This window comes from Martelella lutilitoris, from assembly GCF_016598595.1.
In the GTDB taxonomy this organism is placed as follows: Bacteria; Pseudomonadota; Alphaproteobacteria; order Rhizobiales; family Rhizobiaceae; genus Martelella; species Martelella lutilitoris_A.
The window spans coordinates 1,430,007-1,456,110 of sequence record NZ_CP066786.1; the positions used below are offsets into that span (position 1 = coordinate 1,430,007).

Here is a 26,104-nt window from a genome sequence, read left to right on the forward strand (position 1 = left end):
GCGCGCAAAGTGCAGACGCGCGGGCATCGTTACCGTCGCAAGGTAAATATCTAGCAAATAAAAAGGCGGGGGCCTACGCTCCCGCCATCACAACATGTTCAATGTGCCGAAATAACGACAATCAGCGCGAAACCAGACCTTCGCGGATGGCGCGCTTGCGGGCCAGCTTGCGAACGCGGCGGATCGCCTCGGCCTTTTCGCGGGCGCGCTTCTGCGAGGGCTTCTCGTAGAAATCACGCATCTTCATTTCGCGGAAGATGCCTTCGCGCTGCATTTTCTTCTTCAGAGCGCGGAGAGCCTGGTCAACATTGTTGTCGCGGACAAGTACTTGCACGTGTATCCCGTTCCTTAAATTTCGTTGGTGTCGTTCAGCCTGGCAAATACTTGCGCGTCAGGCAGTGTTGCTTGTCATCGTCGGGTTCTGCCCGACATTTGGCGTCGCGAGTATCAGATTTCGGCGGTGAAGTCCAGCCCCCGCGCGCTGGATAGCAGGCGATTGCGCCCGTTTCGCCGCAGAAGCTTCGGGCCCGAAACGCGGCGCGTCGTTAGCGCGCTTGCCGTCCGCGCGCAACCCCGAAAATTTCGATGTCGAGCGCAGGCGGCAAAAGCGTCGCAAAAAGGACGTTGCGTCACTTTCCGATTTGCGATTGGTATAGGGTAAGGACAAACAGGCAAGCCGGCCCGAGGGAGCATTCCGATGCGCAAATATTCCGTTTTCGCCCTGGCGCGCGAGGCCATGCGGCACCATACGGGCTGGGAAAAGCACTGGACCTCGCCCGAGCCGAAGCCGGAATACGACGTCATCATCATCGGCGGCGGCGGCCACGGCATGGGCGCGGCCTACTATCTCGCCAAGGAACACGGCATCACCAATATTGCCGTGATCGAAAAAGGCTGGGTCGGCGGCGGCAATACCGGCCGCAACACCACCATCGTCCGCTCCAATTATCTCTATGACGAGAGCATGGATATCTACGAGCATTCCCTGAAGCTCTGGGAAGGCCTCGCGTTGGATCTCAACTACAATGTCATGTATTCGCCGCGCGGCGTGATGATGCTGTCGCATAACGAACATGACCGCCAGTCGTTCAAGCGCCACGTCCACGCCAACCGGCTCTACGGCATCGACAATGAATGGCTGACGCCGGTCCAGGCGAAGGCGTACTGTCCGCCGCTCGATATCGCGGCCACGGCGCGCTATCCGGTCAACGGCGCGGCTCTGCAGCGGCGCGGCGGCACGGCGCGCCACGATGCGGTTGTCTGGGGGTATGGCCGCGCGGCCTCCGACCGGGGCGTGCATATCATCCAGAACTGCGAAGTAAAGGGCATTCGTCGCGGGGCGGACGGGGCCGTTGCCGGGGTTGAAACCTCGAAGGGTTTCATCGGCGCCAGGAAGATCGGCGTCTCCGCCTCCGGCCACAATTCGGTGGTGATGGCGATGGCCGATGTCCGCCTGCCGCTCGAAAGCCAGCCACTGCAGGCGCTCGTCTCCGAGCCGCTGAAGCCGATCTTTCCCTGCGTCGTCATGTCGAATTCGGTGCATGCCTATATCTCGCAGTCCGACAAGGGCGAACTCGTCATCGGCGCCGGAACCGACCAGTATAATTCCTATTCCCAGACCGGCGGCCTGCAGATCATCACGCATACGCTCGACGCGATCTGCGAGCTTTTCCCGATCTTTCGCCGGGTGAAGATGATGCGGCAATGGGGCGGGATCACCGACAACACGCCGGACCGCTCGCCGATCCAGAGCGTCACGCCGGTGCCGGGGCTCTTCGTCAATTGCGGCTGGGGCACGGGCGGTTTCAAGGCGACGCCGGGGTCTGCCCACCTCTTCGCCCATCTGATCGCCAGGGGCGAGCCGCACAGGCTTGCCGCCGGGTTGACGCTTGACCGCTACCGCAGCGGCCGCCTGATCGACGAGGCGGCAGCTGCCGCCGTCGCGCATTAATTAATAGGGGGGTGGTATGCGATCCGTAAGGGGAACTTCCTTTGCTTCCTTGTCTCAAGCGGTTGTCATCGATGTCGAAACGACTGGGCTTTCGCCATCGCGAGATAGAATAGTTGCTGTAGGAGCCATACGAGCCGACTTTGATGCCCTCTTAAGTGATCAAGAGGCAGAGCTTCCGAACTACTATGGTCTCTTTGATCCTGAGCGGAGCATCCCCACCGAGGCGTCCAATATTCACGGAATCTTTGATTTCGATGTCGAGGGTGAGGGCAACTTTGCCGAGAACGCAGAGATGCTGCTAGAGTTTCTAGAGGGCCTTCCCATAGTTGCTCACAACTGTGAATTTGACGCTGGTTTCCTTTCGCGTGAGTTTGAGAGGGCTGGTTTTAAGCACGCAATCGAGCGTCCACTCTACTGTACTATGAAACGAGCATGTCACTATGTCTCGCGGAAAGGCAAAAATAGAACTCGAATTTCCTTGGAAGATGCTTGTTCAGAGTTTCGAGTTCCATTCTATCGAGGCGGCTATCATGATGCTATGGAAGACGCTGTCGCTGTAACGAAGTTGGCCGGTACTCTTGTTGCATACGATCGTGAGGCTACGAAAAAGGTAAAACGAAACAAATGGACGGGGTATTGATATGCTCTGGACCGTCAACAACAAGACAGAAACGAGTGCAGGCACGGTTGCCTGGGGGTCGGCCGGCGAGGGGCCGCCGCTGGTACTGGCCCATGGCTGGCCGTGGTCGTCCTTTTCCTGGCACCGGATGATCCTGCCGCTGTCAAAAGCCTATACCTGCTATTGGTACGACATGCCGGGGTTTGGCCGCTCGGCCAAGGATCCCGGGCAGGCGACCGGGCTCGATGTGCAGGGCCGCGTCTTCAAGGAGGTGGTCGAGTTCTGGGAGCTCGACCGACCCAGTGTCTTTGCCCATGATTTCGGCGGCGCGGTGACGCTCAGGGCCAATCTCCTGCATGACGTCGCCTTTGCCGATCTTCTGTTGATGAACGTCGTGGCCGTCAGCCCCTGGGGATCTGAATTTTTTGAACATGTCAGCCGTCATATCGATGCCTTCACGCCGCTTCCGCCGCACATCCATTCGGCCATTGTCGCAGCCTATATCCGCAGCGCGCTGGTGAGCGAGCTCGATGAGCACGAGCTGCACGAACTCGCCTCGCCCTGGCTGACGCCCGAGGGGCAGGCGAGCTTCTACAGGCAGTTCGCCCAGGCCGACGAGCGTTTCACCGACGAATTTGCCGACAGGCTGAAGACGATTGACTGTCCGGTCACCGTGATCTGGGGCGAGAAGGACCCGTGGATCCCGATCTCGCGCGGCCACCAGCTCGCCGGCGCCATCGGCGTCCAGCTTCATGCGCTTGAAGGCGTCGGCCATATGCCGCAGCTGGAGGCGCCGCGTCCGCTGCTCGACATGATCCTCTCCTTGCCCGAAGCCCTGCCCGAACTGGAAGGGAACTAGAACATGCTGCTCATCCACTGTCCCTATTGCGGCGAAGCGCGAAGCGAGCTGGAATTTGCCGCCGCCGGCGAAGCCCATATCGCCCGACCGGAAAATATCGCGGAGATTTCCGACGAGGCGTTTGCGGACTATTTTTTCATGCGCGCCAATCCCAAGGGCATTCACTACGAGCGCTGGCGCCATGTCCATGGCTGCGGCCGCTTCTTCAACGCCGTGCGCGACACCGTGTCCGACCGGTTCCTGAAGATCTACAGGACCGGCGAACCGAAACCCGAGCGCGCGGATTTTGAGGGAGAAGGCCGATGAGCGGCGCATTGCGCATTGCCGGCAAGGGACGGCTCACGCCGGCCAGGACCATCCGCTTTTCTTTCGACGGCAAGACCTATACGGCCCTTGAGGGAGATACGCTCGCCTCCGCGCTGCTGGCCAACGGCGTGCATCTGGTCGGCCGCTCCTACAAATATCACCGTCCGCGCGGCTTCCTGACGGCCGGTTCGGAAGAGCCGAATGCGCTTTTCGACATTGCCCGCGACAGCGCCAGACGTCAGCCGAATGTGCGCGGCACGGTACAGGAGGTTTTCGATGGCATGAAGGCGTCCTCGCAAAACCGCTGGCCGTCGCTCTCCTTCGATGCCGGCGCGGTGAATGATTTCCTCTCCCCCTTCTTCATCGCCGGCTTCTACTACAAGACCTTCATGTGGCCGCGTATTGCCTGGCACAGGCTTTATGAGCCTTTGATCCGCAGGGCCGCGGGACTCGGCGAAGCGCCGACCGAGGACGATCCGGACACCTATGCCTGCCGCTATATCCACTGCGATGTGCTGGTGGTTGGCGCGGGTCTTGCCGGGCTGACGGCAGCCCTTTCCGCAGCCAGGACAGGTAAGGATGTGATCCTTTGCGATGAAAAGCCGGAGCCGGGCGGGGCGCTTCAATATGAAAGCGGCACGACCATCGACGGCATGCCGGGCTATGAGTGGGCGCTTGCCGCCGTGGAAGAGTTGAAAGGCATGGACAATGTCCGCGTCCTGCCGCGCACGACCGCCTTCGGCTATTACAACCACAATTTCGTCGCGCTTTGCGAACGGCTGACCGATCACCTGCCGAATGCCAGGGCCAAAGGCCCGCGCGAGCGGCTGTGGCAGGTGCGCGCGGGCGAGGTTATCCTCGCCACCGGCGCGATCGAACGGCCGATGGTGTTTCCGGAAAACGACCGGCCCGGCATCATGCTGGCCTCTGCCGCACGGACCTATCTCAATCATTATGGCGTTGCCGTGGGCAGGCGCATCGGCGTCTTCTGCGCCCACGATTCGGCCTATGAGGCGGCCTTTGACCTGAAGAGGGCCGGTGTCGATGTCTCTGTCATCGTCGACAGCCGGATGGAGGCGGGCGCAGGACTTGACGAAGAGGCAAGGGCGCTCGGCATCAAAATTCTTGCCAACAACACCGTTGTTGGAACGAAGGGGCGGCTCCGCGTCTCCTCCATGAAGGTGAAGGACAAGGATAGCGGCAAGACGCGCAGCTTCGATGTCGACGCGCTGATCACCTCCGCCGGCTGGACGCCGTCCGTCCATCTCTTTTCCCAGGCGCGCGGCAAGCTGGTTTTCGATGCTGATGAGCAGCGCTTCGTTCCCGGCACGCATGCGCAGAATTCCGTCTGCGTCGGCGCCTGCAACGGCACGGACGCGATTCACGCCATCATCGGCGAGGCGGCTGCGGCCGGCGGCGGCCTTGCCGATATAGCGGCCGAAAACGCCCGTACGTGGACCGGCGGCATGCTGGGCGAAGACGAGAGCGCCGACAGCCATGCCCGCGCCTTCATCGATTATCAGCACGATGTCTGCGCCAAGGATATCCGCCAGGCCGTGCATGAGGGCATGGCTTCGATCGAGCATATCAAGCGCTTCACCACAAATGGCATGGCCTCCGACCAGGGCAAGCTTTCCAACATGCACGGTCTCGCCATCGCCGCCGAGATGCTGGACCGGCCGATCCCGCAGGTGGGTTTGACGACGTTCCGGCAACCCTTCACGCCGGTGACCTTCGGCACGCTGATCGGCCATTCGCGGGGGGCTCTTTTCGATCCGGCCCGCAAAACGCCGATCCACGAATGGGCGGAAGGCGAGGGCGCGGCATTCGAGGATGTCGGTAACTGGAAGCGTGCCTGGTATTTCCCGCGTCCCGGCGAGACCAAGCATGATGCGGTCAATCGCGAATGCCGGACGGTGCGCGAGGCGGCCGGCCTTTTCGATGCCTCGACGCTCGGCAAGATCGAGGTGGTCGGACCGGATGCCGAGGCCTTCATGAACCTGATGTATTCCAACGCCTGGTCGACGCTGAAGCCCGGCAAGTGCCGCTATGGTCTGATGCTGCGCGAGGACGGTTACATCTATGACGACGGTGTTGTCGGCAGGCTTGCGGAGGACCGCTTCCACGTGACGACCACGACCGGCGGCGCGCCGCGTGTTCTCAACCTGATGGAAGACTATCTGCAGACCGAGTTTCCGCATCTAAAGGTGTGGCTGACGTCTGCGACCGAGCAATGGGCCGTCATCGCCGTGCAGGGGCCGAAGGCGCGCGAGATCATCACCCCCTTTGTCGAGGGCGTCGATATTTCCGCCGATGCCTTCCCGCATATGAGCCTTGCCGAATGCACCGTCTGCGGCGTTCCGGCACGGCTCTTCCGGGTGTCGTTTACCGGCGAACTCGGCTTCGAGATCAATGTGCCGGCCGATTACGGGCTTTCCGTCTGGAAGACGATTTTCGAGCGTGCCGAGCGCTTCGGGGCCTGCGCCTACGGTACCGAGACCATGCATGTGCTGCGCGCGGAAAAGGGCTATATCGTCGTCGGTCAGGATACCGATGGCACGGTAACGCCGTTCGATGCCGGCATGGGCTGGGCGGTGTCGAAGAAAAAGCGTGATTTCGTCGGTATACGCGGGCTCAAGCGCCCGGATCTCGTCGCCGAGGATCGCAAGCAGCTTGTCGGCCTGCTGGTCAAGAACAATCCGCGGCTGGTGCTGGAGGAAGGCGCGCAGATCGTTGCCGATCCGAATTCGGCCAAACCGGTGCCCATGCTCGGCCATGTGACGTCGGCCTACTGGTCGGAGGCATTGCAGAGCGGCATCGCCATGGCGGTGGTCAAGAACGGTCACGCGCTGAAGGGCCAGACGCTCTACGTGCCGATGCCGGACCGCAATATCGCCGTCGAGGTGGTTGATACCGTATTCTATGACAAGGAAGGAGCGCGCATCCATGGCTGAAGAACATGTTGCGACACGCGCATTTCCGCTTGCCGGCGCCTTTGGCGGCTCGGGCCTTGCCCGCCTCGTGGTCGCCGCCGATGCCACGCGGCTTTCGCTCAGGGCCGGGGAGACTGCGCTCGGGGCGCTTTCCGGCGCCCTCGAGATCGACCTGCCGCGCGCGCCGCTGTCATCGGCCATGAAGGATGGCCGCTATGCCTTCTGGCTGGGGCCGGATGAATGGCTGGTGATCAACGAATATGGCGACGATCTGATGTCGCGGCTTCAGGGGATCGAAACGCCGTTCTCCGCCGTTGACGTCTCCCACCGCAACGTCGCGGTGATGGTCGACGGGCCGGGTGCGGCGGCAGCGATCAACGCCGCCTGCCCGCAGGACCTGAGGCTTGCCAGCTTTCCCGTCGGCAAGGTGGTACGCACCGTTCTCGGCAAGGCCGAGATCGTGCTGTTCCGCAAGGAGGAGAACACCTTCCGCGTGGAATGCTGGCGCTCCTTCGCGCCTTACGTCTTCGGCCTGCTCGATCAGGGCGCGAAGGACGCGGTCCGGTGAGGCCGGTCAGGCCGTTTCCGGGCGATCTTCGGCGGCAAACTGGACAAGCGTGATCCAGTCGGCGGTCAGCGCCGGCTTCCGTTCGCCCTCGATTTCGACGCTCACGGTGTAATTGATCGCCAGCAGCTCGGCCCCGCGAAAACGTGCGTCCCTGAGCGTGAAGCGGCCGCGCACGCGCGCGCCACTTTTGACAGGGGTCATGAACCGCACCTTGTCGAAGCCGAAATTGATGCCCATGGTCTGTTCGCGCACCTTCGGCACGCAATCATAATTCATCGCCGAAAGCAGCGAGAGCGTCAGGAAACCATGGGCGATCGTACCGCCGAAAGCCGTTTCGGCTCGGGCGCGTTCCGGATCGGTATGGATGAACTGATGGTCGAGCGTGGCGTCGGCGAAGGTGTCGATCATCGTCTGGTCGACGGTGAACCAGCGCGACAGACCGACCTCATGGCCGATATAGTCCTTCACTTCAGAGAGCGAAATGTCTTTGGCCATGGTCTACTTTCGGCTGCGCACGGTTGTTGTTGGTTGGCCTATCCGGCCTCGGAGAGCATTTCCGCATAAAACGATACCGAACGGGGCGCAAGCGCGATCTCGACGATGCCGCGTTTCCGGTCGGCGAGGCTGTGCCACCCGTGGGCGTCGCGCTCCGGCAGGCGGAAGGCCATTTCCCCATGGCTGCGATTGATCAGTATGGCAAGACGCGTCGGACGTCCGCTGGCGCGCTCCGTGGTCGAGAGCACGACGCTCAGGCTGTCGCATTCCGCCGCCTCCCAGTCCTCGACGGACATGCTATCGCCGTCCGGACGCAGCCAGGTCACCTCGTCCTCGGTGAAGAACCCGGTTTCGGAGAAGACCGAGAACTGCCTGCGCAGGGCGGCCAGCTCTCCGGTATAGGCGATCAGGTCGTCATCCATTGCATGCCAGTCGATCCAGGTGGTCTCGTTGTCCTGGCAATAGGCATTGTTGTTGCCGTACTGGGTCATGCCGCCCTCGTCGCCGGCCTTCAGCATGATCGCGCCGCGACTGGCAAACAGGGTGGCAAGCAGCGCCTTGATGTCCTGCCGGCGGCGTGACAGCACCACGCCATTGTCGGTTTCGCCCTCGATGCCGTTGTTCCACGAAAAGTTTTCGTCGTGGCCATCGCGGTTGCTCTCGCCGTTGGGCCCGTTGTGCTTGTGCACATAGGCGGTCACGTCGTGCAGCGAAAAACCGTCATGGGCGGCGATGAAATTGACCGAGCGGGTCACATGCTGGTCGCGCACGGAGAAGATGTGCGAGGAGCCCGACAGGGCGTCCGCGAGCAGGCCGGTCATGTTCGGATCGCCGCGCCAGAACCGGCGCATGTCGTCGCGCGCGCGGTCGTTCCACTCCAGAAAGGGCGCCGGGAAGTGCCCAAGCTGGTAGCCGCCGGGACCTATATCCCAGGGTTCGGCGATCATGGTCCTGCCCTTCAGCGCCGGGTCCGAGAGAATGGCATCCAGCGTCTCGGCATGGGTATCGAAGCCTTGCCGGGTGCGCCCGAGGATGGGCGCGAGATCGAAGCGGAAGCCGTCAATGCCCGCCTGGGTGGCGAAAAAGCGCAGGCTGTCGATGATATAGCGGCGCACCATCGGGTGGTCGCAGGCGATCGTGTTGCCGCATCCGGTGTCGTTGATGAACACCGAAGGGTCGTCTTCGGCCAGACGGTAATAGGTCGCGTTGTCCAGACCGCGGAAGCTCAGCGTGCCGCCGAACTGGTCGCTTTCGCCGCTGTGGTTGAAGACGAGATCGAGGATTACGGCGATACCGGCCTTGTGCAGGGCTTCCACCGCCTCGCGCAGTTCGGCGATTCCGCCAGGGCAGAGCCGCGGGTCGGGCGCCATGAAGGTCACCGGATTGTAGCCCCAGGCATTGGTAAGTCCGAGATCCCTGAGATGGCGCTCGTCGATCCACGCCGTCACCGGCATGAGTTCGATCGCGTCAGCCCCGATCTTCTGCAGATGCTCCACCACGGCGGGATGTCCGAGGGCCGCGACAGTGCCGCGAATGCTTTCGGGCACGTGCGGATTGAGCTTCGTCAGTGATTTTACTCCGGCCTCGTAGATGAAGGCCCCGTCCGGCAGGTCGATATGGCCGGGTTCGTCGCCCAGATCTGGAACCACCACGCTTTTCGGCACGATGTCGGCCGTCTCGACGCCATATTGTCCGAGCCTGGGATCATAGCGGTAGGGTGCATCGATTTCGCGCGCGTACGGGTCCACAAGAAGCTTCGAGGAATCGAACCAGTGTCCGGCCATCGGATCGTACCGTCCGAAGGCGCGGTAGCCGTAGCGCTGGCCGGGCTTCAGCCCGTCAACGAGCAGGCGGAACATATTGCTACGCTCGTGCGACATCGGAAGATGCGCGGTCTCCGTGCCGTCCGGGGTAAACAGGCAGAGTTCCATACCTGCCGCATTCTCCGAATAGACGGAAAATTCGACGCCCCGGTCGAGAACCCTCACGCCGGGTCTTGCTTCATGGTCACGCATCGGTATCTCAGGTAATCACGGTCGGAGCATCGCGGCCGGTGCGTTCCTTGATGCCGGCGACGTGCTCGGCATAGGCGATCAGCCCGGCAAGCGTCTTCTGCGTATCTTCTTCATGGCGGGCCGGGTCCGGCTCGAAATGCTCCAGATAGACGCGAAGCGTCGCTCCGGACGTGCCGGTGCCGGAAAGACGGAAGACGACGCGGGAACCGCTTTCAAACATGATGCGCACGCCCTGGTTCCGGCTGATCGAGCCGTCGACCGGGTCGTGATAGGCGAAGTCGTCGGCTTCCTTCACGGTCAGGTCGCCGAACGTGGTGCCGGGCAGGGCGGCAAGCTTTCCGCGCAGCGCGTCCATCAGGCCGTTGGCCGCCTCGGTTTCGATGCCCTCATAGTCGTGGCGAGAATAATAGTTGCGGCCATACTCGGCCCAGTGCTTCTTGACGATGTCGAACGCGGTCTCGCCGCGCACGGCCAGGATGTTGAGCCAGAGCAGAACGGCCCACAGCCCGTCCTTCTCCCGCACATGGCTGGAGCCGGTGCCGAAGCTCTCCTCGCCGCACAGCGTCGCCTTGCCGGCATCGAGCAGATTGCCGAAGAATTTCCAGCCCGTCGGCGTCTCATAGGCCTCGATGCCGAGTTTCTCGGCCACCCGATCGGCGGCCTGGCTGGTCGGCATCGAACGGGCGATCCCGGCAAGGCCGCCCTTGTAGGCAGGCGCCAGGTGCGCGTTTGCCGCAAGGATGGCGAGACTGTCGGACGGCGTGATGAAGATGCCCTTTCCGACCACCATGTTGCGGTCGCCGTCGCCATCGGAGGCCGCGCCGAAATCGGGGCCGTCGGCGCTCATCACCTCGTCATAAAGTTCCTTGGCATGGACGAGGTTCGGGTCGGGGTGGTGGCCGCCGAAATCTTCGAGCGGCACGAAATTGCGCACCGAGCCCTCCGGCGCGCCAAGACGGTTCTCGATGATTTCCCTGGCATAGGGGCCGGTTACCGCACTCATTGCGTCGAAGGCGATGCGGAAACCGCCGGCGATATAGGAACGGATCGCGTCGAAATCGAACAATTCCTCCATCAGGGCCGCATAGTCTGCGACCGGATCGAAGACTTCCACGTCCATGTCATCGACCTTGTAGGTGCCAAGCTTGTCGAGCGGCACGTCGTCGGCCTCGGAGATGCGGTAGCGGTCGATCAGCTTGGTGCGCTCATAGATCGCATCGGTGATGCGCTCGGGCGCGGGGCCGCCATTGGCGGTGTTGTATTTGATGCCGAAATCCTCGTTCGGGCCGCCGGGATTGTGGCTGGCCGAGAGGATGATGCCGCCGAAGGCCTGGTATTTTCGGATCATGTTGGAGGCAGCCGGCGTCGACAGAATGCCGCCCTGGCCGACCATGACCTTGCCGAAGCCGTTGGCGGCGGCCATCTTGATCGCGGTCTGGATCACCTCGCGGTTGAGATAGCGCCCGTCGCCGCCGATCACCAGCGTCTTGCCCTGATAGTCCTCGAGGCTGTCGAATACCGACTGGATGAAGTTTTCCGCATAATGCGGCTGGGCGAAAACCGGCACTTTCTTGCGCAGGCCCGAGGTTCCGGGCTTCTGGCCGTCAAAGGGCTTGGTGGCAATGGTCTTGGTCATGATGTTCGAACCGTCACACGAATAGGCTTGAATAAAGGTCGGCGTAAAGTTTGGCGCTGGATTTCCAGGACACGTCGCTCTTCATGCCCTGTTTCTGCATATGCATCCAGTTTTTCTTGTCCTCGAAAAGGTTGACGGCGCGGCGCAGGGCGTGGACCAGCGACCAGGTTTCCACCGGCGAGAACTGGATGCCCGTCGCCGCCTTCATATCGAGCGCGGCCGGATTGGCGTCGATGATGGTGTCGGCCAGACCGCCGGTGCGCGCGACAACCGGCACGCAGCCATAGCGCAGGCCGTAAAGCTGGGTCAGGCCGCAAGGCTCGAAACGCGAGGGAATGAGGATGGCATCGGCGCCGGCCTGCTGGATATGCGACAGCGTCTCGTCATAGCCGATGATCGTGCCGACGCGCCCGGGATAGAGCCGCACCGCGTTGCGGAAGGCTTCCTCCAGGTGATGCTCGCCGGTGCCGAGCACTGCGAGCTTGCCGCCCATCGCCACCAGCGGTCCGATGGCTTCGGCGAGAAGGTCCATGCCCTTCTGCCAGGTCAGGCGCGAGACGACGCAGAAGATCGGCGAATTGTCGTCATCGAGGCCGAAGCGCTCGCTCAGGACCTGCCGGTTGGGTTCGCGCAGGCGCAGACGGCTCGGCGTGTAGCGGCTGGCGAGCGTCTTGTCCGTCGTCGGGTTCCAGACATCGGTGTCGATGCCGTTGACGATGCCGTGGACGGTATGGGCGCGTGCGGCGATCAGGCCTTCGAGCCCCATGCCGTATTGCGGCGTCTGGATCTCGCGCGCATAGGTGGGGCTGACGGTGGTCACCGCCCAGGCGGTCTGCAAGCCGCCCTTCAGGAAGCCGACATTGCCGTAATACTCGACGCCGTCCACGGCCATCGCATGGGCCGGAAGGCCGAGCCAGGGGAAGATCTCGGGGCCGAACGTGCCCTGAAACGCGATGTTGTGGATGGTGAGGATCGAGGGTTTTTCCGGAACGTCGGCAAAACGCATGTAGACCGGCGTCAACGCCGCCTGCCAGTCATGGCAGTGGACGAGGTCCGGCTCCCATCCCGGAAGCACGCCGGCGGCAATTTCCGCCGCCGCCTTGGACAGCGCCCCGAAACGGCGCCAGTTGTCGGAATAACCTTCCCCGCTCGCGGAATTGTAGGGATTGCCGAAACGGCCGAAAAGCGCCGGAATGTCCAGGATCAGAAGGTCGAGGCCCTCGTATCTGGCTGCGTGGAGCGTTGCCCATTCCCCGAAAAGGTCGCCGAAGGTGTGAACCTTTTCGGCATGCCCCTCGACGGCCTTCATGATCGCCGGGTAACCCGGAACGATGGTGCGGGTTTCGACGCCAAGGCCGGCAAGGGCAAGCGGCAAGGCGCCTGCCACATCGGCAAGGCCACCCGTCTTGATCAACGGGTAGATTTCCGATGCAACGGAAAGGACCTTCATGTCTTAGTTATCCAATCTGTCGATCATCGACTGTGTAATCAGGCAAATGCCGTTTTCCGAGCGGCGGAAACGGCGGGCATCCAGGTCCGGATCCTCGCCAACGACGAGGCCTTCGGGAATATGGACGCCGTGGTCGATGACCACGTTCTTCAGCCGCGCGTGCCGTCCGATATGGACATGGGGGAGAATGACGGCGCCTTCGAGGCGGGAATAGGAATTCGCCCTGACGCCGGTAAACAGCAGGCTCTTGTAGAGCTGCGAACCGGAGATGATGCAGTCGCCAGAGACCACCGAGGAGATGGCCGAACCGCGGCGGTTCTCGTCGTCATGGACGAATTTCGCCGGGGGCGTCACCTCCGAATAGGACCAGACCGGCCAGGACTTGTCGTAGATGTCGAGTTCGGGGACGATGGCGGTGAGGTCGATATTGGCCTGCCAATAGGCGTCGATCGTACCGACATCGCGCCAATAGGCTTCCTTCTCGAAGCTCGAGCGCACGCAGCTTTGCGAGAAGCGATGCGCCATCGCCTTGCCGTTCTTGACGATGTAGGGAACGATGTCCTTGCCGAAATCGCGGCTCGATGTCGGGTCGGCTGCATCGCGGTAGAGGCATTCGAACAGGAACTTGGTATTGAAGACGTAAATGCCCATGGAGGCGAGCGACATCTTCTCGTTGCCCGGAATGCCCGGCGGATTGGCAGGCTTCTCGACGAAATCGACGATCCTGTCGGTGGCGTCCACATGCATGACGCCGAAGCCCTTGGCATCTTCCACCGGGACTTCCAGGCAGCCGATGGTGATGTCGGCGCCCTCGTTGACGTGCTGCTGAAGCATCGCCTCATAGTCCATCTTGTAGATGTGGTCGCCGGCCAGGATGATCATGTATTCCGGGCCATAGGAATCGATGATGTCGATATTCTGATAGACCGCGTCGGCCGTGCCCTCGTACCACTGCGTTTCCGAGACGCGCTGGGAGGCGGGAAGCACGTCGAAACTCTCGTTTCGTTCAGGCCGGAAGAAGTTCCACCCCTGATGCAGGTGTCGGATCAGCGAGTGCGCCTTGTATTGCGTGGCGACGCCGATGCGCCGGATGCCGGAATTGAGCGCGTTCGACAGCGCGAAGTCGATGATGCGGGTCTTGCCGCCGAAATAGACCGCGGGCTTTGCACGCGTGTCGGTCAGCTCCTTCAATCGGCTGCCGCGACCGCCGGCCAGAACATAGGCCATGGCGTCACGGGCCAGGGGGTATCCAGTGCGCGTATTCATCCTTCCCTCCCTCTCACTCACTCTTCCGGTTCCAGCATGATGGTTGCAAGCGGCGGCAGAAGCAGGGTGGCGGAAATGCCGCCGTGGCCATGGACGTCGGCGCGCACGCGCCCGCCATTGCCCTTGCCGCTGCCGCCGTAGATTTCGGCGTCGGTATTCAGGATTTCGCGCCAGATCCCGGCCTTGGGCACAGGGACGTGATAGTCCTCGCGCGGAACAGGCGTGAAATTGCAGATGACGATAACCGGCTTTTCGCCCGGCGCCTTGCGCTGCCAGGCAAAGACGGAATTGTCGTGATCATCGACGATCGTCCACTCGAAGCCCTCCGGCTCGCAGTCGCGCGCATGCAGCGCCTTCTTGGAGCGGTAGGTGAAATTGAGATCGCGCACCAGGCGGCGCATGCCCTCGTGGGTCGGATAGTCGAGCAGGTTCCAGTCCAGTCCGCGGGCCTCGCTCCATTCGCTCCACTGGGCAAATTCCTGGCCCATGAACAGAAGCTTCTTGCCTGGATAGCCCCACATGAAGGCGTAATAGGCCCTCAGATTGGCGAATTTCTGCCAGTCGTCGCCAGCCATCTTAGCAATCAGCGAGCCCTTGCCGTGCACCACCTCGTCGTGGGAGAGCGGCAGGACATAGTTCTCGGCGAAGGCATAGAGCAGGCCGAAGGTGATTTCCTGGTGGTGATGCTTGCGGTAGATCGGCTCGCGCGCGAGATAGCTCAGCGTGTCGTGCATGAAGCCCATGTTCCACTTGAAGCCGAAGCCGAGACCGCCTTCGTGCACGGGCTGCGAGACCTTGGGCCAGGCGGTCGATTCCTCGGCGATCGTCATCATCTCCGGATGATTGCCGTAGACGGCCTTGTTGGTCTCCTGGATGAAGCGGACGGCGCCGAGATTTTCATTGCCGCCATATTCGTTCGGCACCCATTCGCCGTGCTTGCGCGAATAGTCGAGGTAAAGCATCGAGGCGACGGCATCGACCCTGAGCCCGTCGACATGAAACCGCTCGCCCCAGTAGAGCGCGTTGTTCAGGAGAAAGGAGGCGACTTCGGTGCGGCCGAAATTGTAGATCGCCGTGTTCCAGTCCGGATGAAAGCCCTGGCGCGGATCGGCATGCTCGTAAAGCGAGGTGCCGTCGAACTGCCGGAGGCCATGCTCGTCGGTCGGGAAATGGGCGGGCACCCAGTCGAGAATGACGCCGATGCCGACCTTGTGGCAGCCATTGACGAAACGGGCGAATCCTTCCGGCTCGCCGAAACGGGCCGTCGGCGCATAAAGCCCGGTCGTCTGGTAGCCCCAGGACGGATCATAGGGATATTCGGAGACCGGCAGGAATTCAATATGGGTGAAGCCCATGTCCGAACAATAGGGGATCAGCCTGTCGGCGAGTTCGTCCCAGGAGAGGAACGAGCCGTCATCATGGCGCTGCCAGGAACCGGCATGGACCTCGTAGATCGAGATCGGTTCGCGTCGCCGGTCAACGCTCGCCCAGTGTTCACGGTGGGCCTCGTCGTCCCATTCCTGCTCCAGGTCGGCGGCCGTCAGCGAGGCGGTCTGCGGGCGCAGCTCGCTGCGGCGGGCAAAGGGGTCCGCCTTCAGCGGCAGGAGATTGCCGTCGGCGCCGATGATCTCGAACTTGTAGGGCTGGCCGGGCTCGACCTCGGGCGCGAAGATTTCCCAGACGCCGGAATCGCGACGGAACCGCATCATGTGGCGCCGTCCGTCCCAGCCGTTGAAGGACCCGACGACCGAAACGCGGCGGGCGTTCGGCGCCCAGACGGCGAAGTGAAAGCCCTTCACCCGCTGATGGGTCATCTGGTGTGCGCCGAGCTTGTCGAACAGTCTCAGATGCGAGCCCTCGCGGACGTAATAGTCATCCATCGGGCCGAGCACGGGCCAGAAACTGTAGGGATCGGTCACCGTCCATTCCGCCCCGCCGCGTGTGGCGTGGTAGCGGATCGGCACGAAACCGGGGATGTCGACGGGGCCGGCGAAGAACCCGGCTTCATCGAGGCATGTCAGCTTGCCGAGAGGCTTGCCGTCGAGGTCGAATGCCTCGACGGTTTCCGCCCCCGGCAGAAAACACCGTGCGACGTGACTGCCGTTGATATCGTGGATGCCGAGCACGGAGAAGGCATCCCCGTGGGTGGCATTCAGGATCGCGTTGATTTCCTCCCGCGCGGGGAAACCGCCCCGCGCCTGTTCCGGACCGTCTGATTCCGGCTTTTTCATAAAGCACTCCAGATGTCGTGTGCATACTCCCTGATCGTCCTGTCGGACGAGAACCATCCCATGCGGGCAGTATTCCTGATTGTCTTAACGTTCCAGGCGGTGCGATCGTTCCAGATCGCATCGACTTCGCGCTGGGCGGCGGCATAGGCATCGAAATCGGCGGCGACCATGAACCAGTCGTGGTCGTACAGTCCGCCGATGAGGTCGACATAGCGGCCCGGATCGTCATGCGAGAACACGCCCGAGGAAATGGCCGACAACGCCTGCGAAAGCTCCTTGGAACCCTCGATGATCTCGCGCGGATTGTGACCTTTCGCGCGCGCCTGTTCAACCTCTTCTGCCGTCAGTCCGAAAATCACCATGTTTTCAGCGCCGACCCAGTCGCGCATCTCGACATTGGCGCCGTCGAGCGTGCCGATGGTCAGCGCGCCGTTGATGGCGAATTTCATGTTGCCTGTGCCCGACGCCTCCATGCCGGCCGTGGAAATCTGCTCGGAAAGGTCGGCGGCGGGGATCATCACCTCGGCCGTGGAGACGTTGTAGTTCGGAATGAAGACGATCTTCAGAAGCCCGCGCACCGACGGGTCGTTGTTGATGACGCGGGCCACGTCATTGGCGAGCTTGATGATCAGCTTGGCGTTGTGATAGCTCGGCGCCGCCTTGCCGGCGAAGAGCTTGACCCGCGGCACCCAGTCCATCTCCGGATGCGAGCGGATCTGGTCGTAAAGGGCAACCGCCTCGATGATATTCAGAAGCTGGCGCTTGTATTCATGGATGCGCTTGATCTGGATGTCGAACATGGCCGACGGATCGATGCGGGTGCCCATGCGTTCGCCGATGAGATTGGCAAGGCGCGCCTTGTTCTCGCGTTTGACGGCGTGGAATTTCTCCTGAAAGGCCTTGTCCTCGGCGAGGCTGTTGAGCGCCTGCAATTCCTCGGCGTCATCGAGGAAATCGTCGCCGATCGCCTCGCGGATCAGGCCGGTCAGGCCCGGATTGCACTCCTTGAGCCACCGTCGCGGGGTGATGCCGTTGGTCTTGTTGTTGATGCGGTCGGGATGAAGGCGATGCAGATTGTAGAACACCGTCTCCTTCATCAGCTCCGTATGGAGCGCCGAGACGCCGTTGATCGAATGCGAGCCGAGAAAGGCGATATTGCCCATCCGCACGCGCCGTTCGCCGCCCTCGTCGATCAGCGAGATCTGGCGGATGGCGTCGTCGGTGGCGTTCGCCTCCTTGCGGGCCTTCAGCAGGATCTTGGCGTTGATCGCGTAGATCAGCTGCATGTGGCGCGGGAACAGGCGTTCGAACAGCGGCACTGGCCAGGTTTCCAGCGCTTCGGGCAGAAGCGTGTGGTTGGTGTAGGCGAAGGTGCCGACGGTCAGCTCCCAGGCATCGTCGAACTCGACGCCGTAGATATCGACCAGGAGACGCATCATTTCGACGATGGCGATCGCGGGATGCGTGTCGTTGAGGTGGATGGCGGCCTTTTCCGGCAGAAGCTTGATGTCACCGAACTGCTGCATGTGCCGGTTCAAGATGTCCTGCAGCGAGGCGGAAGAGAAGAAGTATTCCTGTCTCAGGCGCAGTTCCTGCCCCGCCGGGTTGGCGTCGGCCGGGTAGAGAACGCGGGTCAGCGTCTCGGCCTTGGTGCTTTCCTGCAGCGCGCCGATATGGTCGCCGGCATTGAACTTGTCGAGCAGGATCGGGTCGATCGGCTCGGCCGACCACAGCCTCAGCGTATTGACGCGCTTGGCGCGCCAGCCGACCACCGGCGTGTCATAGGCCTCGGCGATCATGCGCTCGGCCGGCTTCCACACATAGCGCGGCTCCTTGCCTGCCTCCTCGATGATGTCGACCTTGCCGCCGAAATTGATCTCATGCGTGCTTTCGCGGCGATGGAACTCCCAGGGGTTGCCGTGGGAAAGCCAGTTCTCCGGCAGTTCCACCTGCCAGCCGTCGGCGATTTCCTGCCGGAACAGCCCGTTCACATAGCGGATGCCGTAGCCATAGGCGGGCACGTCGACCGTCGCCATGGAATCCATGAAACAGGCGGCAAGCCGGCCGAGACCGCCATTGCCGAGCGCCGCATCCGGTTCCAGTCCTGCAAGCGCGGCGAGGCTGACGTCGAATTTCGCCAGCGCCTGGTTGATCGCCTCGATCATCTCGAGGTTCGAAATGGCGTCGCGCAGAAGCCGGCCGATCAGGAATTCGAGCGATAGATAATAGACGCGCTTGGAGCCGGCCTCGTAGGTCTTGCGGGTCGATTCCATCCATTTGTCTGTGATCCGGTCGCGTACCGCCAGGATGACGGCGCGCAGCCAGTCATGCGGCTGGGCGACGATCGTGTCCTTTCCAACCTGGTAGGTCAGCTTTTCCAGAATGTCGGCAGCCAGTCCGTCAACATCGTGGGGGCGGGGCGTCGGCAGGGGCAGGTCGGGATGGGTCAGTTTGCTCATTGGCTTTTTCCGTCAAACTCTTTTCAGTCAAAAATGGCTGGAATTTTCGAAATACGCGGCGCCGTAAAACAGTCTCCCCGCTGAGGAGGACCGGTATGCTGTTATCCTTGCGTCCAATTTATGCACTGATATGACGCGCTTGCAACAAACCGATGAGTTCGCATCGGAAATTCTCGTCATACCATCAAATGCCGCTGTTCTAACCGCGGTTGTGCGGCAGCAAGATGGCAATCCGTCGCGCCTTCCCGTGAGGAGAGCGTCGCGGAGCGTATGCCGCGAGCGCGGGGGCGGCTGATATTGCGCCGCAACAGCGCGATGCGTCAGGAGGCGGACTGGGGTTGCTGGACGGGAATCACGTCCACGGCCTGGGTCGCCTGGTGTTCGCCATAGGTCTTCATCATCCCGAGCACCGGCGCCACGTCGCCATAGTCGCGGCCATAGCCGACGACGATATGGTCGGCGCCGGCTTCCATGTTGTTGGTCGGGTCGAACTCGACCCATCCAGTGGCAATGCCACACCAGACCCGCACCCAGGCGTGCATGGCGTCCGCGCCCTCAAGGCGCGGCCTGCCGGGCGGGGGGGTCGTCCGCAGGTAGCCGCTGACATAGCCCGCGGGAATGCCGATCATCCGAAGCGCGGAGATCATCACATGGGAGAAATCCTGGCAGACGCCGCGGCGCAGCGCGAAGGCCTCCGCCGGCGTGCTGTCGACGGTCGTTGCCTCGCCGTCATAGGCAAAATCCTCGAACACCCGCGCGCAGATCGTCCTGGCGATGGCGTAGACGCTGCTGTCGGCAGCCGCGAGGCTTCGCCCATAGGCGCCGATCTTCCGGTCGAGCGGAATGCGGGGGCTCGGGCCGATGAAATGGTGCGGCGAATCCCGGCCGAGATCGAGCACGCGGTCATATTCGCCCTTCAGTTCGGCAAGCGTCGTGGCGAATTCCAGCATGGTGCGCGGCGCGTCGATGCTGACGCGGGCCTTCATCATGATGGCGAAACGCTGATGCGGCTGGTTGACCAGCGTCGCGATCGCCGGATGGCCGAAGAAGTCGATGAAGCCGCGTTCCTCGTCGGGCTCGGGGTCGAACTTCACATGGCCGGCGATCAGCCGCTGTCGCCCGGCGATCGAGAGCGGCATCACGCGGGTAATGTGGCGGGCGAGCGAGGCCGGCGTGTCGTAGCGGTATTCCATCTTGAGGGAGAGGTCGTAAAGCATCGTCCCTCACAGATAGTTTCGGGCAAGACAGTCGGACAGCGCCTCGAAATCGCGCTCCAGCGTCAGGTAGTAATCCGTCGAAACCGTGTCGGCGGTCATTACCGCGAGGCCCGCCTGCACCCGCACCGTCTCGCGGTGCAGCGGCGACATCTGCGTCGGGTAGCCGTGGTCGGGCAGCTTCTCGACCTCGGCGAGGATCTGATTCAGCTGGAACAGCACGGATCGCGGGTTGAGCGGATCGAGCGCCAGAAGATCGGTGATCGTCAGGTGATCCGTATAGACATTGTAGTGGCGCCGGTGGGTCATCACGTTGTCGCCGATCTCGAGCAGCATGTCGAGCGCGCCGTCGGGTGCGTCCGCGCCCGAAAGCTCGCCCAGAAGCCGGGTCATGTGCAGACCGCGTTCCAGATAGCGGCCGATCGAGAGAAAACGCCAGCCCGTGGAACGGTACATGTTTTCGTGCACCAGACCGGCAAAGCCGGCAAGCTTGCGCAGCAGCACGGTCACGGCATGGGCGGCGTCATCGCCGGGCTTGACCCGGTCGACGAAGCGTCGCGCGGTCTTCGACAGGTCATTCAGCGCCAGCCAGCCATCGGGTGAGAAACGGTCGCGGATATTGCCGGCGGAATAGACGGCGCTGTCGATGTCGCGCAGGAGGCTCGGCGGCAGGGCGGCCTCGGAAAGGTCGAGGCCGATCTGGTCGAGATAGGCTTCCACCCGCGTCAGAAGCGCCTGGCCGCGATCGTCCACCTCGGCAAACCGGCCGTGCCATGCGCGCAGGATGCGCAGATTGCCTTCCGCGCGCTCGATATAGCGGCCAAGCCAGAACAGGTTGTCGGCGGCCCGGCTCGGCAGGTTTGCCGGCTTGTTGCGCGGGATGCGGCTTTCCTGCGTCAGAAGCGTCGGGCGCGCGACCGGCGTCTGGCTGACAACCCATACGTCCGCGGCCCTGCCGCCGGACTGCATGGCGATCGCGGCGACGTCGTCGGAAGAGCCGATGCGGGCGAAACCGCCGGGCATCAGCTTCCAGCCGTCGCGGGTGCGGGCGGCGAAGACGCGCAGCGAGAAGGGATGCGGCGCCAGCTTGCCGTCAATGAAGGCGGGCGCGGTCGACAGTTTGACCGCTTCCTGGCCGACAAGCCAGGGGCCACGCTTGTCGAGCCAGCGGGCAACCGACCCCTCTTTGCGCGCGCGCAATCGCTCGCCGGTAAAGGATTGCCCGGAATCGTCAAAGAACGGCATGCGCGAATAGGCCGGGCCGATGAGCATCTGGTCGAGGTTCTCGGCCACGTGGCGACGCTCGTTTTCCTGGCCGCACCACCAGGTGGCGACGGACGGGATTTTCAGTTCCTCGTTCAGAAGGCGACGCGACAGGGCCGGCAGGAAGGCGAGCAGCGCGCGCGTTTCCACCATGCCGGAGCCGAGCGCATTGACCATGGTGAGATTGCCGGCGCGAATGGCGCTGACGAGGCCGGGCGTGCCGATGCGCGAATTCGGGTTGAGCTCGAGCGGATCGGTGAAGCCGGCATCAAGCCGGCGCCACAGCACGCTGACCGGCATGGGGCCGGCCACGGTACGCACCATCACCCGGTCGTTGACGACGATCAGGTCCTCGCCCTCCAGAAGCGAGATGCCGAGATAGCGGGCGATATAGGCGTGTTCGTAATAGGTCTCGTTGGCCGGACCCGGCGTCAGCACGCCGATGCGGCCCTCATTGCCCGCCGGATCGCCCTGCAGCGCATCGCGGAAGGCGCCGAAGAACCCCGCCACGCGCCGCACATGCATGTCGCCGTAGATGCCGGAAAAGGCGCGCGAGGCGGCGACCCGGTTCTCCAGCGCGAAGCCCGCGCCGGAGGGCGCCTGGGCGCGATCGGCCAGCACCCACCACTTGCCGTCCGGCCCGCGCCCGACTTCGAAGGAGACGAAATGCAGGTAATGGCCGCCAGGCGGGTCGATGCCGACGAGCGGTCGCAGGAACTCGGTGTTGGAGGCGACGAGGGCGGGCGGAATGAAGCCTTCGGAGACCAGGCGGTTCTCGCCGTAGAAATCGGCCATCATCGCTTCCAGAAGATCGGCGCGCTGCTTCAGCCCGTCGGCCAGCGCCTGCCATTCGTCATCGTCGATGATCACCGGAATATGGGAGAAGGGCCAGGCGCGGGTGTCATCCTGGCCGTCATAGGCGCGGTAGAACACGCCGGCGTCGCGCAGATAGCGATCGGCGCGGGCAAAGCGCTCGGAAAGCTCGGACGCCGTCATGCCGGAAAGCGCGTTGACGAAGGGCTGCCAGACGGGGCGCACCTTCCCCTCGGCGTTGACCATCTCGTCGGGCACGCCGGGAAGGGGCACATAGTCCCGGGCGTTCCAGGCGATGGCGGGTTCCGCCTCGTGGTCCTCGTCAGCCATATGCTTGTCGGCGGAAATCTCCGCCTTCGGTTCTGCCATCTGGAGCGCTTCCTGCCGCCCATTGTCGAAGACCCCGGCCGCTGGTGCGGGGAGGGATCCCTTGTCCGCCACAAATCGGTTCGGTCGGGACGGTCCATGCCGCCCGTTTGCCGGCGCGGGAGAATCAGGCGAATGAACCCCGGTGCGCCATGTGTCGTGTCCGACGCAAAATCAGGCGCCGGGCCCGATCGCCAATCGCCTCAAAGCCCTGCCGGGCGCCTGAGGTCCAGCGTCAGCGGGAACTCCGGCGACGGCGCTTCGCCGAATACCGTATAGCCGCCGGCAGTGTGTCCGGCGGCCTCGAAACGTGCAAGCCGTCTGGCCTCCGCCTCGTTGCCGTTAACCGGGAAGGTCTCATAGTTCCGCCCGCCGGGATGCGCAACATGATAAATGCAACCGCCGACCGATCGCGCCGACCATGTGTCGTAAATGTCGAAGGTGAGCGGCGAGTTGACCGGCAGGACCGGGTGCAGGCCCGAGGCCGGCTGCCAGGCCTTGAAGCGCACGCCCGCCACCGAAACGCCGTTGGTTCCGGTCGCCTTCAGCGGCACCTTGCGGCCGTTGCAGGTGACGATATAGCGCTCCGGCGCCCGCGTCTCGAGGCGGACCTGCAGACGTTCCACGGAGGAATCGACATAGCGAACCGTGCCGCCTGGCGCCCCTTGTTCGCCCATCACGTTCCACGGCTCGAGCGCCTGTCGGAGCTCCAGCCTGTTGCCCTCATACTCGACCTCGCCGAAGAAGGGGAAGCGGAACTGCAATTGCGCCTCGAACCATTCGGGACGAAACTCCAGGCCGTTTTCCTTCAGGTCCTGCAGGACATCGAGAAAATCCTGCCAGATGAAATGCGGCAGCATGAAGCGGTCGGCGAGCGCGGTTCCCCAGCGCACGAACTTGCCCTCCAGCGGGTTCTTCCAGAACCGGGCGAGCAGCGCCCGCACCAGCAATTGCTGGGCAAGGTTCATCCGCGCATTCGGCGGCATTTCGAAGCCGCGGAACTCGACAAGGCCGAGGCGGCCGGTCGGTCCGTCCGGCGAGAACAGCTTGTCGATGCAGATCTCGGCGCGGTGGGTATTGCCGGTGACGTCGATCAGCAGGTTGCGGAACAGCCGGTCGACGAGCCACGGCAGCGGCGGCATGACGCCCGACTTCGGATGCGGGATCTGCGCCATCGCCGTTTCAAGCTCATAGAGCGCGTCGTGCCGGGCTTCGTCGATGCGCGGGGCCTGGCTTGTCGGTCCGATGAACAGGCTCGAGAACAGGTAGGAGAGCGAGGGATGGCGCTGCCAGTGCAGCACCACGCTCTTCAACAGGTCCGGACGTCTGAGGAAGGGGCTGTCGCCCGGATTGGCCCCGCCGACCACGACGTGGTTGCCGCCGCCGGTGCCGGTGTGGCGTCCGTCGATCATGAACTTGTCGGCGCCCAGCCGCGTCATCCGGGCCTCTTCGTAGAGCGCCGTCGTCGTCTCCACGCATTCCTTCCAGTTGGCGGCGGGATGGACATTGACCTCGATGACGCCGGGGTCGGGTGCGACGCGGATGACATTGATGCGCTCGTCATGCGGCGGCGGATAACCCTCGATATGAACCGGCAGGCCGAGCTTCTCGGCCGCGCGTTCGGCCGAGGCGATCAGGTCGAGATATTCCTCGAGCGTCACCGTCGGCGGCATGAAGATGCAGAGCCTGCCGTCGCGCGGCTCGATCGAGATCGCCGTGCGCACATGACCACCGATCGACGCGCCGGAGGCAGGCATGGCCGGCTGCGGGCTTTCCTCGAAGGGGGTGAAGCTCGCCTGCGGCAGCGGCCGACCCTCGTCGCGCCTGTAGTCGGGCAGGGGCTCGCGCCTGACGGAGGGGTCGAGCGGATTGATGAAGGGATATTGCGCCTGCGGGATCCAGGCGAGCGAATCGAGCGGCAGGCGGAAACCGACCGGGCTGTCGCCGGGGATCAGGTAGATGCGCCCGCGCCGCGTCGTCCATTTTTCCGAAACCCAGGTGAGGCCGGAAGCGCGGCCCTGCCAGGCCTGCACCGGCAGCACATAGCCGGTCGGCCGGGTCAGTCCGCGCTCGAACACCTTGGCGATGCGGGCGCGGTCCTCGGCGTTCTTCAGCTTCGAATTGGACGGGTCGACATTTTCCGGAAGATTGCCCTCGCGGATCAGCCACTCGGCCGGGTCCTCGAAGGCGGGGGTGACGAGTTCGGGATCGACGTCGAGCTCGTTGGCGATCGCCTGCAGCAGGCGGCCGGCATCATTCTCGTCGACCTTTATCTCGCGCTTTTCCTCGGCGATCAGGTCCTGGTTGTTCCAGATCGGCACGCCGTCCTTGCGCCAGTAAAGCGAGAAGGTCCAGCGGGGCAGGCTTTCGCCCGGATACCATTTGCCCTGGCCGTAATGCAGGAAACCGCCGGGGGCGAAGCGCTGCCGCAATCGCCGGATCAGCTCGTCCGCGAGGCCGCGCTTGGTCGGACCGACGGCGCCGGTGTTCCATTCATCGGCCTCGAAATCGTCGATCGAGACGAAGGTCGGCTCGCCGCCCATGGTCAGCCGCATGTCGGTTTCTTCGAGCAATCGGTCGACCTTGTTGCCGAGCGCGTTGAGCGCCTCCCAGCTTTCGTCGGAAAACGGCTTGGTGATGCGCGGATGCTCGGCGACGCGCCTGATCGTCATGTCGAAGTCGAAGCTGGTCTCCGCCTTGCCGAAATAGCCGCCGGTGATGGGCGCAGCGTTGCGGTAGTGCGGCGTTGCGGCCAGCGGAATATGGCTTTCGCCGGTCAGAAGCCCGGAGGTCGCATCAAGCCCGATCCAGCCCGCGCCGGGCAGGAAGACTTCCGCCCAGGCATGCAGGTCGGTGAAATCATGATCGGTGCCCGAAGGCCCGTCGAGCGCCTTCAGGTCCGGCTCGAGCTGGATCAGGTAGCCGGAGACGAAGCGGGCGGCGAGGCCTATATTGCGCAGGATCTGCACCAGAAGCCAGGCCGAGTCGCGGCACGAGCCGGAGGCCCGCTCCAGCGTTTCCTCCGGCGTCTGAACGCCGGGCTCCATGCGGATGATGTAATTGACGTCGTGCTGCAGGCGGGCATTGATGCCGACGATCATGTCGACCGTGCCCTGGCCGGGCGAAAGGTCGAGCTTATCCATATAGGCCTTCAACCGCGGTCCCACCGGCTCCGGCCTGATGTAGATCGACAGGTCCTCGCGGATCGCCTCGTCATATTCGAAGGGGTATTTGGTCGCCTGTTCCTCGACGAAGAAGTCGAAGGGATTGTAGACGGTCATGTCGGCGACGAGATCGACCTCGATCTTGAACTCGGTCACCGGCTCGGGAAAGACGAAGCGGGCCTGGTAGTTGCCGTAGGGATCCTGCTGCAAGTTGACGAAGTGGTTCTCCGGCGTGACCTTCAGGGAATGCGAGATGACCTTGGTCTTCGAGTGGGCCGCCGGCTTCAGCCTGATGATCTGCGGTCCGAGATTGACGGGATTGTCATATTTGTAGTGGGTAAGGTGGTAGATCGCTGCTTTGATTGACATCTGCGTCCTTGCCGGCGGTAAAGGGACCTCCGGATAGCGCCGGAAGAACCCCTTGATGTTCCCCTGTTCTTATAGCGGGGAGTGTGGGCAAAGCGCCGCGATAAAGCAAGCGGGATTGCCCGCTGGG

The 26,104-nt window shown here is 63.1% G+C and carries 17 protein-coding genes; 6 read left to right on the forward strand and 11 right to left on the reverse strand.

Annotation, left to right across the window (positions count from 1 at the left end):
* Window positions 1-121: 121 nt before the first annotated feature.
* Window positions 122-334, reverse strand: a complete 213-nt coding sequence (gene rpsU / locus JET14_RS06725; RefSeq protein ID WP_024710130.1) for a 30S ribosomal protein S21 — start codon at window positions 332-334, stop codon at window positions 122-124.
* A gap of 363 nt (window positions 335-697) precedes the next feature.
* Here rpsU and JET14_RS06730 point away from each other — a divergent pair, with 363 nt between their 5' ends.
* The 6 genes from JET14_RS06730 to JET14_RS06755 are packed head-to-tail and all read left to right on the forward strand — an operon-like array spanning window position 698 to window position 7,236.
* Window positions 698-1,951 (forward strand): sarcosine oxidase subunit beta family protein, encoded by a 1,254-nt coding sequence (locus JET14_RS06730; RefSeq protein WP_200337358.1) that lies wholly within the window; start codon window positions 698-700, stop codon window positions 1,949-1,951.
* 16 nt (window positions 1,952-1,967) lie between these two features.
* Window positions 1,968-2,591, forward strand: a complete 624-nt coding sequence (locus JET14_RS06735; RefSeq protein WP_200337359.1) for a 3'-5' exonuclease — start codon at window positions 1,968-1,970, stop codon at window positions 2,589-2,591.
* A gap of 1 nt (window position 2,592) precedes the next feature.
* Window positions 2,593-3,429: an alpha/beta fold hydrolase gene (locus tag JET14_RS06740; protein ID WP_200337360.1), complete on the forward strand. Its 837-nt coding sequence runs from the start codon at window positions 2,593-2,595 to the stop codon at window positions 3,427-3,429.
* Window positions 3,430-3,432: 3 nt separating this feature from the next.
* Window positions 3,433-3,735 (forward strand): sarcosine oxidase subunit delta, encoded by a 303-nt coding sequence (locus JET14_RS06745; RefSeq protein ID WP_200337361.1) that lies wholly within the window; start codon window positions 3,433-3,435, stop codon window positions 3,733-3,735.
* Window positions 3,732-6,689 carry a sarcosine oxidase subunit alpha gene (locus JET14_RS06750; protein ID WP_200337362.1) on the forward strand — a complete coding sequence of 986 codons (2,958 nt, stop codon included), beginning with the start codon at window positions 3,732-3,734 and terminating at the stop codon, window positions 6,687-6,689. The genes JET14_RS06745 and JET14_RS06750 overlap by 4 nt, the downstream gene beginning before the upstream one ends.
* Window positions 6,682-7,236 (forward strand): sarcosine oxidase subunit gamma, encoded by a 555-nt coding sequence (locus JET14_RS06755; RefSeq protein WP_200337363.1) that lies wholly within the window; start codon window positions 6,682-6,684, stop codon window positions 7,234-7,236. The genes JET14_RS06750 and JET14_RS06755 overlap by 8 nt, the downstream gene beginning before the upstream one ends.
* A gap of 6 nt (window positions 7,237-7,242) precedes the next feature.
* Here the strand turns inward: JET14_RS06755 and JET14_RS06760 are convergent, their stop codons facing one another.
* The 10 genes from JET14_RS06760 to JET14_RS06805 all read right to left on the reverse strand — a co-directional run bounded on the left by JET14_RS06760 (window position 7,243) and on the right by JET14_RS06805 (window position 25,977).
* Window positions 7,243-7,731, reverse strand: coding sequence for a MaoC family dehydratase (locus tag JET14_RS06760; protein ID WP_200337364.1), 489 nt, complete (start codon window positions 7,729-7,731; stop codon window positions 7,243-7,245).
* A gap of 38 nt (window positions 7,732-7,769) precedes the next feature.
* On the reverse strand, window positions 7,770-9,746 hold the full coding sequence (gene glgX / locus JET14_RS06765) for a glycogen debranching protein GlgX (RefSeq protein WP_200337365.1): 1,977 nt from the start codon (window positions 9,744-9,746) through the stop codon (window positions 7,770-7,772).
* A gap of 7 nt (window positions 9,747-9,753) precedes the next feature.
* The gene (locus JET14_RS06770; protein WP_200337366.1) at window positions 9,754-11,382 is read right to left on the reverse strand and encodes an alpha-D-glucose phosphate-specific phosphoglucomutase; all 1,629 of its coding nucleotides are present in this window, start codon (window positions 11,380-11,382) and stop codon (window positions 9,754-9,756) included.
* A 13-nt stretch (window positions 11,383-11,395) separates the two neighbouring features.
* Window positions 11,396-12,832: a glycogen synthase GlgA gene (gene glgA, locus JET14_RS06775; RefSeq protein WP_200337367.1), complete on the reverse strand. Its 1,437-nt coding sequence runs from the start codon at window positions 12,830-12,832 to the stop codon at window positions 11,396-11,398.
* Between the two features lie 3 nt (window positions 12,833-12,835).
* Window positions 12,836-14,098: a glucose-1-phosphate adenylyltransferase gene (gene glgC / locus JET14_RS06780; RefSeq protein WP_138748376.1), complete on the reverse strand. Its 1,263-nt coding sequence runs from the start codon at window positions 14,096-14,098 to the stop codon at window positions 12,836-12,838.
* Between the two features lie 17 nt (window positions 14,099-14,115).
* The gene (gene glgB, locus JET14_RS06785; protein ID WP_200337368.1) at window positions 14,116-16,329 is read right to left on the reverse strand and encodes a 1,4-alpha-glucan branching protein GlgB; all 2,214 of its coding nucleotides are present in this window, start codon (window positions 16,327-16,329) and stop codon (window positions 14,116-14,118) included.
* Entirely contained in the window at window positions 16,326-18,788 is a 2,463-nt protein-coding gene (locus tag JET14_RS06790; RefSeq protein WP_200337369.1) for a glycogen/starch/alpha-glucan phosphorylase, read from the reverse strand. The genes glgB and JET14_RS06790 overlap by 4 nt, the downstream gene beginning before the upstream one ends.
* A 320-nt stretch (window positions 18,789-19,108) precedes the next feature.
* Window positions 19,109-20,005, reverse strand: coding sequence for a transglutaminase family protein (locus JET14_RS06795; protein ID WP_200337370.1), 897 nt, complete (start codon window positions 20,003-20,005; stop codon window positions 19,109-19,111).
* A gap of 6 nt (window positions 20,006-20,011) precedes the next feature.
* Complete coding sequence (locus JET14_RS06800) at window positions 20,012-22,408, reverse strand: circularly permuted type 2 ATP-grasp protein (protein ID WP_200338011.1); 2,397 nt, start codon at window positions 22,406-22,408, stop codon at window positions 20,012-20,014.
* A gap of 239 nt (window positions 22,409-22,647) precedes the next feature.
* The gene (locus tag JET14_RS06805) at window positions 22,648-25,977 is read right to left on the reverse strand and encodes a DUF2126 domain-containing protein (RefSeq protein WP_200337371.1); all 3,330 of its coding nucleotides are present in this window, start codon (window positions 25,975-25,977) and stop codon (window positions 22,648-22,650) included.
* Window positions 25,978-26,104 lie beyond the last annotated feature (127 nt).

Coding starts and splice junctions, on each gene's coding strand:
- glgX (WP_200337365.1), bottom strand. CDS start 9,746: ATGCGTGACCATGAAGCAAGACCCGGCGTGAGGGTTCTCGACCGGGGC.
- JET14_RS06745 (WP_200337361.1), top strand. CDS start 3,433: ATGCTGCTCATCCACTGTCCCTATTGCGGCGAAGCGCGAAGCGAGCTG.
- JET14_RS06770 (WP_200337366.1), bottom strand. CDS start 11,382: ATGACCAAGACCATTGCCACCAAGCCCTTTGACGGCCAGAAGCCCGGA.
- glgB (WP_200337368.1), bottom strand. CDS start 16,329: ATGAAAAAGCCGGAATCAGACGGTCCGGAACAGGCGCGGGGCGGTTTC.
- JET14_RS06735 (WP_200337359.1), top strand. CDS start 1,968: ATGCGATCCGTAAGGGGAACTTCCTTTGCTTCCTTGTCTCAAGCGGTT.
- JET14_RS06740 (WP_200337360.1), top strand. CDS start 2,593: ATGCTCTGGACCGTCAACAACAAGACAGAAACGAGTGCAGGCACGGTT.
- JET14_RS06755 (WP_200337363.1), top strand. CDS start 6,682: ATGGCTGAAGAACATGTTGCGACACGCGCATTTCCGCTTGCCGGCGCC.
- JET14_RS06730 (WP_200337358.1), top strand. CDS start 698: ATGCGCAAATATTCCGTTTTCGCCCTGGCGCGCGAGGCCATGCGGCAC.
- JET14_RS06760 (WP_200337364.1), bottom strand. CDS start 7,731: ATGGCCAAAGACATTTCGCTCTCTGAAGTGAAGGACTATATCGGCCAT.
- JET14_RS06795 (WP_200337370.1), bottom strand. CDS start 20,005: ATGCTTTACGACCTCTCCCTCAAGATGGAATACCGCTACGACACGCCG.
- JET14_RS06805 (WP_200337371.1), bottom strand. CDS start 25,977: ATGTCAATCAAAGCAGCGATCTACCACCTTACCCACTACAAATATGAC.
- JET14_RS06790 (WP_200337369.1), bottom strand. CDS start 18,788: ATGAGCAAACTGACCCATCCCGACCTGCCCCTGCCGACGCCCCGCCCC.
- JET14_RS06750 (WP_200337362.1), top strand. CDS start 3,732: ATGAGCGGCGCATTGCGCATTGCCGGCAAGGGACGGCTCACGCCGGCC.
- JET14_RS06800 (WP_200338011.1), bottom strand. CDS start 22,408: ATGGCTGACGAGGACCACGAGGCGGAACCCGCCATCGCCTGGAACGCC.
- glgA (WP_200337367.1), bottom strand. CDS start 12,832: ATGAAGGTCCTTTCCGTTGCATCGGAAATCTACCCGTTGATCAAGACG.
- glgC (WP_138748376.1), bottom strand. CDS start 14,098: ATGAATACGCGCACTGGATACCCCCTGGCCCGTGACGCCATGGCCTAT.